General features: G+C 67.2%; 10 protein-coding genes. 5 read left to right on the plus strand and 5 right to left on the minus strand.

What is annotated here, in order from left to right:
• The first annotated feature begins 209 nt into the window (after nucleotides 1-209).
• The 3 genes from rplM to V7Q53_RS22810 all read left to right on the plus strand — a co-directional run bounded on the left by rplM (nucleotide 210) and on the right by V7Q53_RS22810 (nucleotide 1987).
• Nucleotides 210-674 carry a 50S ribosomal protein L13 gene (rplM, locus tag V7Q53_RS22800; protein ID WP_333831273.1) on the plus strand — a complete coding sequence of 155 codons (465 nt, stop codon included), beginning with the start codon at nucleotides 210-212 and terminating at the stop codon, nucleotides 672-674.
• A 2-nt stretch (nucleotides 675-676) separates the two neighbouring features.
• Nucleotides 677-1177, plus strand: a complete 501-nt coding sequence (gene rpsI / locus V7Q53_RS22805) for a 30S ribosomal protein S9 (RefSeq protein WP_333831276.1) — start codon at nucleotides 677-679, stop codon at nucleotides 1175-1177.
• Between the two features lie 177 nt (nucleotides 1178-1354).
• Nucleotides 1355-1987, plus strand: a complete 633-nt coding sequence (locus V7Q53_RS22810) for a hypothetical protein (RefSeq protein WP_333831278.1) — start codon at nucleotides 1355-1357, stop codon at nucleotides 1985-1987.
• Here the strand turns inward: V7Q53_RS22810 and ppk2 are convergent.
• The gene (gene ppk2 / locus V7Q53_RS22815) at nucleotides 1953-2840 is read right to left on the minus strand and encodes a polyphosphate kinase 2 (protein WP_333831281.1); all 888 of its coding nucleotides are present in this window, start codon (nucleotides 2838-2840) and stop codon (nucleotides 1953-1955) included. The two genes, V7Q53_RS22810 and ppk2, sit on opposite strands and share 35 nt — an antisense overlap.
• Nucleotides 2841-2921: 81 nt before the next feature.
• Between ppk2 and V7Q53_RS22820 the strand changes: the two genes are divergently transcribed.
• Both V7Q53_RS22820 and V7Q53_RS22825 read left to right on the plus strand, forming a co-directional pair.
• Entirely contained in the window at nucleotides 2922-3275 is a 354-nt protein-coding gene (locus V7Q53_RS22820; RefSeq protein ID WP_333831283.1) for a TfoX/Sxy family protein, read from the plus strand.
• Nucleotides 3276-3287: 12 nt separating this feature from the next.
• Complete coding sequence (locus V7Q53_RS22825) at nucleotides 3288-3761, plus strand: transglycosylase SLT domain-containing protein (protein ID WP_333831284.1); 474 nt, start codon at nucleotides 3288-3290, stop codon at nucleotides 3759-3761.
• A 16-nt stretch (nucleotides 3762-3777) separates the two neighbouring features.
• Here the strand turns inward: V7Q53_RS22825 and cobU are convergent, their stop codons facing one another.
• The 4 genes from cobU to V7Q53_RS22845 all read right to left on the minus strand — a co-directional run.
• Complete coding sequence (gene cobU / locus V7Q53_RS22830) at nucleotides 3778-4302, minus strand: bifunctional adenosylcobinamide kinase/adenosylcobinamide-phosphate guanylyltransferase (protein WP_333831285.1); 525 nt, start codon at nucleotides 4300-4302, stop codon at nucleotides 3778-3780.
• Nucleotides 4299-4844: a histidine phosphatase family protein gene (locus V7Q53_RS22835; RefSeq protein WP_333831287.1), complete on the minus strand. Its 546-nt coding sequence runs from the start codon at nucleotides 4842-4844 to the stop codon at nucleotides 4299-4301. Before V7Q53_RS22835 ends, cobU begins: the two co-directional genes overlap by 4 nt.
• Nucleotides 4835-5629, minus strand: a complete 795-nt coding sequence (gene cobS / locus V7Q53_RS22840; protein WP_333831289.1) for an adenosylcobinamide-GDP ribazoletransferase — start codon at nucleotides 5627-5629, stop codon at nucleotides 4835-4837. The genes V7Q53_RS22835 and cobS overlap by 10 nt, the downstream gene beginning before the upstream one ends.
• Before the next feature lie 115 nt (nucleotides 5630-5744).
• The coding region (locus V7Q53_RS22845; protein WP_333831290.1) for a response regulator at nucleotides 5745-6152 on the minus strand (408 nt) is incomplete at its 5' end.

Raw genomic sequence — 6152 nt, forward strand, 5'->3', positions numbered from 1 at the left:
CCCCGGAATGGACCCGACACGCCCGCCAAAGCTGCGCTGAAGGGTGAGAATTGTGGGGTAATATAATACCTATTTTGTAAGCCGTTGAAAAGACACGGATATTACCCGACAAAGCCCCTTGACCCGCACAGACAAATTCGCCAGAACACGGCCATCCGGCGCATGCTTTCGGGCGGGGCGCCAGTTCCCTTCAATCTCCAGGGTCAAACATGAAAACCTATACCGCAAAACCGGCGGAGATCGAAAAGAAGTGGATCCTGATCGACGCCGAAGGCATCGTTCTGGGCCGCCTCGCATCGATCGTCGCCATGCGCTTGCGCGGCAAGCACAAGCCTACCTTCACGCCCCATATGGATATGGGTGACAATGTCATCATCATCAACGCCGACAAGGTGCAGATGACCGGCAAGAAGCGTGATGACAAAACCTATTACTGGCACACCGGCCACCCCGGCGGGATCAAGTCGCGCACCGCGCGCCAGATTCTTGAGGGCAAGTTCCCCGAGCGTGTTGTCACCAAGGCCGTTCAGCGCATGCTGCCCGGCGGCTCGCTGTCGCGTCAGCAGATGACCAATCTGCGCGTTTATGCCAGCGCCGAGCATCCGCATGAAGCCCAGCAGCCCGAAGTGCTGGACCTGCGGGCGATGAACCCGAAGAATACCCGGAGCGCATGACCATGGCCGAAGAGATCAAAACCCTCGATGCGCTGAAGTCGGCCGTCGCAGGCGCGGCTGCCGCCGCCCCCGCGACCGAACACGAAGCCGCCCCCCGCGAACCCATGCGTGACTCGCTGGGCCGCGCCTATGCCACCGGCAAACGCAAGGACGCCATCGCCCGCGTCTGGATCAAGCCCGGCTCCGGCAAGGTCACGGTCAATGGCAAGGAAATCAACGCCTATTTCGCCCGTCCGGTGCTTCAGATGATCCTGAAACAGCCGTTCACGGTGTCCGGCGTTGAAGGCCAGTTCGATGTGATGGCAACGGTCGTCGGCGGCGGGCTTTCGGGCCAGGCCGGTGCGGTCAAGCACGGCATCTCGAAAGCGCTGCAGCTTTATGACCCGGCCCTGCGCCCGGCGCTGAAGGCTGCAGGCTTCCTGACCCGCGACAGCCGCGTTGTCGAGCGCAAGAAATACGGCAAGCGCAAGGCGCGCCGCAGCTTCCAGTTCTCGAAGCGCTGATATCATACGAAATTGCCGGAAAGGCCCGCCCCCGTGGCGGGCCTTTCTGCTTGCGGAGGCCGGGGACGGGGGCTGTCTGCCCCCACGCCGCCTTTGGCGGCTCCCCCGAGGATATTTTCAGACAGAAAATGAGCAACGAGGCTTCCCGGGGCGGGCGGGGTGCCGTAGGTTTTGTCGATGGATGCCCTTTTCATGGCCGAGCTGAACGAGCGGCTGTTCACCCATTTCACCGCCGGTGCCTGGCGCGCGCCCCTGTCGCTGCGCCTGATGCCGGTGAGGCGCGACCGAGAGCGCCCGCTGGGGCAGATCGCCTGTGCCGATGCGCGCGATCTGACGCGGGCGCTGGCGGGGGTGATGCGGGCGGCAGGGCCAGCACCGTCACCAGAGGTTCTGCTGGCGGCGATTGAGGAGTTGCGGCCGGGGCTGGCACGGCTGCGCGCGCAGGAAGGGTTTGCCGGGGAGGCGGCCGGGCCGCTGCATCATCCGACGCTGCCAGCACTTCCCGGCCCGTTGGTATTACTGAGTTCCGCCGCCCTGCCCGTCACCCGCCTGATCCCGTTTCTGGTCGGCGGCGCTGCCCGGGGGCTGATCTGGAAACCGGCACCGGGCGCCGCGGCCTCGGCGCATCTGTTGATGCGCGCCCTCGGGCCGCTGGCGGCGGGGCGGCTGGCGATGGTGCAGGGCGATCACGCCACTGGCGCGGCGCTCGCCGGTATGGGCGCACTGGTCTGGGCAAGCGCCTCCGCGCCCCCGGAAGACCTGCCCGCCCCCGTTTTCAGGATTTCAGCCGAAGATCCGGCCCGCCCATGACCAGCGGGTCCGGCGTGCCGATGGCTTCGGCATTCTTGCCGGTATAGTCGAACGCGCCCAGAATCCTCTGGATCGCCGCAATCCGGGCGCGGTATTTGTCATCCCCGCGGACCACCGTCCAGGGCGCGATATCGAAATGGCTGCGCGCAAAGGTCTCGTCGATGGCGGCGGTATACTCATCCCATTTCGCCAGCCCCTGAACGTCAATCAGCGACAGCTTCCATTGCTTGAGCACATGACGCTCACGTTCCAGCATGCGGCGCAGTTGCTCGGCCTGTCCGACATTGAACCACAGCTTGATCAGGTGAATACCGTCACCTGATATAATACCCTCAAAATCAGGAAGTTGCGCGAAGAAGCTCTCACGTTGTTCCGTGGTGCAGAAGCCGAAGACATGCTCGATGACCGCGCGGTTATACCAGCTGCGGTCCATCAGAACGATTTCACCGGCGGTGGGCAGATGGGCGACATAGCGCTGGAAATACCATTCACCGCGCTCGCGCTCATCGGGTTTGGAAAGTGCCATGATCCGCGCGCTCCGCGGGCTAAGATTCTCCGATACCCGCTTGATTGCACCGGATTTTCCCGCTGTATCGCGCCCCTCGAAAATGACTGCCACGCGCTGTCCGGTGGCGACGACCCAGGCATGGAATTTAACAAGTTCGATCTGCAAGGCCTTGATATGGCCTTCATAATCGTCCTTCTTCATCCATCGGTCATAGGGGTAGCCAGGAGTGATGATATCCCGCTTGCCGCTGTCGGCGATTGCCTCACGCACCGCATCAGGCGCGTCATTGGCGAGAAAGGCGGAGATTGCGCCGCCGAATGGCAGGGATTCGTCTGTTGCCGGCATCATGGCCCTCCTGTTTCATGGCCAGCCTATGCCGCAGGCGGGGGGCTTGCCAAGCCCCGCGCGGCGCGGCACCATCGCGCCATGAGCGATGCAATCTCGACCATCCGCAACCTCGGCCCGGCGACCGAGGCTGCCTTTCACTGCGCCGGGATCCACACCGCCAGCGCGCTGCGCGACATGGGGGCGGATGCCGCCTATGCCGCGCTGCTCCGGTCAGGAGAACGGGCGCATTTCATCAGCTATTACGTTCTAGTGATGGGGCTGCAGGGCCGCCCGTGGAATGACTGCGCGGGCGATGAGAAGGCCGAACTGCGCCGCCGCTTCGATGTGCTGAAAGCCGCGCATACCGGACAGAAGGGGCTTGCCGGGATCGAAGCAATCCTTGATGAGATCGGTGTGATTGCCGCGCGTGCGCCGGTTGCGCGGGGTGGGTAAAAGAGGGACGGCATGCGTTTTCTGGGGCTGATGGTGGTGCTTCTGGCACTGGCCGCTTGCGGTGGCGGGCGTGAGGACGCGGTTTCGCGCGGGCTCCATCCGGGTGAAACGGCCGAAATGCGGGCGATGGTCAACCGCGCCGCCGCCGAGCATGGCATTCCTCCCGCGCTGCTGCACCGGATCATCCAGCGCGAGAGCGATTATCGCGCGCATGCCCGCAATGGCCCTTACTGGGGGCTGATGCAGGTGCTGCCACAGACTGCGCGCACCATGGGCCATCGCGGCCCCCCTGAAGAGCTGCTGAACCCTGAGGTGAACCTGCGCTACGGCGGGCGCTACCTGCGCGGCGCCTGGATCGTCTCACGCGGGAATATGGACCGGGCGGTGCAATGGTATGCGCGCGGCTACTATTACGAGGCGCGCGACCGCTGTCTGCTGGTGGAAACCGGGCTGGCGCAGCGCGAGGTGAACCGGCGCTGCCGTTAGAGAATAGCGCGCAGATCTAAAGGCTGCCCTTGAGCGCCAGTGGCAGCCCCGCCGTGACCAGAATCACCCGCCCGGCCTGCGCCGCCAGTTGCTGGTTCAGCCGCCCCGCCTCGTCACGGAAGCGCCGGGCGAGGGCATTGTCGGGCACAATACCCAGCCCCACCTCGTTGGCGACGGCGATCAACGGGGCCGGATGCGCGGCGATGGCTTGCGCAAGGCGCGCGCCCTCAGTGGGCAGATCCGAGCCCGCAAGCAGGTGGTTGCTCAGCCACAGGGTCAGGCAATCAATCAGAACGGGGGCTTCGGGCGGGGCCTGCGCCAGCGCCCCGGCCAGCGCCAGCGGGGCCTCGATGGTGTGCCAGCCCGCACCCGCGCGCTGGCTGCGGTGGGCAGCGATCCGCTGCGCCATCTCATCGTCAAAGGCCTGCGCGGTGGCGATGTAGAGCGGCGCTTTGCTGCGCGGCGTGGCAAGGATCCGGGCCTCGGCAAGGCGGCTTTTGCCTGAGCGGGCGCCGCCCAGAACCAGCGTAAAATCGGTCACTTGCTGCCCTCCTCACCCTGCCAGCCGGGGCCCAGCTCCAGCCAGCTGCCATAGCCCGGCTGCGCGCGCCAGCCCGCTGCGCCCTGCCCTGCCGCCAGCGCGGACTTGATCACCCCGGCGTGGCAGACCACCAGCACCGGCACCGGCCCGGTCAGCGCCGCGTTCAGCGCGGCGCGGCTGCGGGCGGCCAGTTCGGCCACGGTCTCGCCGCCATGCGGACGCGCGCCGGTCAGATCGGCGGCCCAGAGATCAAGCTCGGCGCGGGCGATCGCGTCCCAGCGCTGGCCCTCCCAGCGGCCGAAATCCATTTCGGCAAGGCGGGGGTCGATGCTCAGCGGGCGGGCGCGGGCGGCGGCAAGTGCCTGCGCCAGCCGCAGGCAACGGCCCAGCGGCGAGGTCAGGATGCGCGTGAAGGGCGGCAGATCGCGCGCAAGGCGGGCGGCCTCGGCGGCAAAGTCATCGGCCAGCGGCAGGTCGGTGCGGCCATAGCACAGGCCCTCGGCGCCTTCGGGACGGGTGTGGCGCAGCAGAATCAGGGCCATGCCAGCACACCAAGCAGAAACCCCAGCGCCCCCAGTTGCTGCGCCGCGCCCAGAATATCGCCCGTAACCCCGCCCAACCTGCGCCGAGACCAGCGCCAGATAACCCCTGCCCCCGCCAGCAACCCGGCAAGGCCGCTCAGCACCGCGCCGCCCAGTGCCAGAAAGCCAAGGGCCAGCGCGAAAGCCACCGCCAGCGCTATCGGAAGCCCGTTCTGCGGGCCGGTCATGCCGGTCCCGGTGCCCTGCGCGCGCAAGTATGGGCCGTGGCGCAACATCACCCCCATCGCCGCGCGACTGAGGCCCGCTGCGGCGATCAGTGCCACCGGGGCTGCACCGGCACCCAATTGCGCCAGCGCCAGAACCGAGGCGCCCAGCACCAGCCCAAGGGCCAGCGCGCCGAAGCTGCCGATGCGGCTGTCGCGCATGATCTCCAGCGCGCGCTCAGAACGTGGGCTGCCGCCCAGCCCGTCGAATGTATCGGCCAGCCCGTCTTCATGCAGCGCGCCGGTCAGCAGAAGGCCCGCTATGATCGCCGCCAGCGCCGCCAGTGCGGGGCCCCAGAGCGCGTTGGCCAGCAGATAGACCACCGCCTGCACCCCACCCACCAACAGCCCCACTGCCGCGAACCAGCCGGGTGCGCGGGCGAAATCTTCCGTCCCGGCCCGCCCCGCGGGCAGGCGCGTCAGAAAGATCACAGCCGCGCGCGCGCCCCGCATCCGCTCAGGCCCGCCGGGAGGAGCGGTTGAGCGGGCCGAGGGCGCCCATAGGCGCAAGGTGAAGGTCACGGGAAATCATGCGCCGTTCATAGCAGCCGCGCGCGGCGATGCAACGCTTCAGGGCCTCCCGGCCCGCTTCCCCCTCCGCGCCCGAAGCCCGCATCTGCCGCCCCTCCGGCCACGGTCAGGCTGGCGGCTGCAACTGGCTGGCGATGGTGTTGGTCAGGTCCTGCAGGGCAAAGGGCTTGCCCAGAAACAGCGAGCGCGGGATGCGGGACAGCGCGGCGCTGAGCGCGTCTTCGGTATAGCCTGACACGAAAACCACCGGCGTATCCGGCCGCACGGTCAGCGCCCGGCTGACCCAGCCCGGCCCGTCCAGACCCGGCATGATGACATCGGTGACGAAGATATCGACCTTGAGCGCCGGGTCTTCAAGGAACTCAAGCGCCTGCTCACCGTTCTCGGCCTCGATCACATGATAGCCCTGAAGCCGGAGCGCGCGCGCCGCGAAAGCGCGCACCGGCCCCTCATCCTCGACCAGCAGCACAACGCGGCCTTCGGGAGCAGGCTGGGGGCGCTCCGGGGCGCGGGG

The sequence above is a fragment of the Pararhodobacter sp. genome (genome assembly GCF_036802785.1).
Taxonomy (GTDB): domain Bacteria; phylum Pseudomonadota; class Alphaproteobacteria; order Rhodobacterales; family Rhodobacteraceae; genus Pararhodobacter.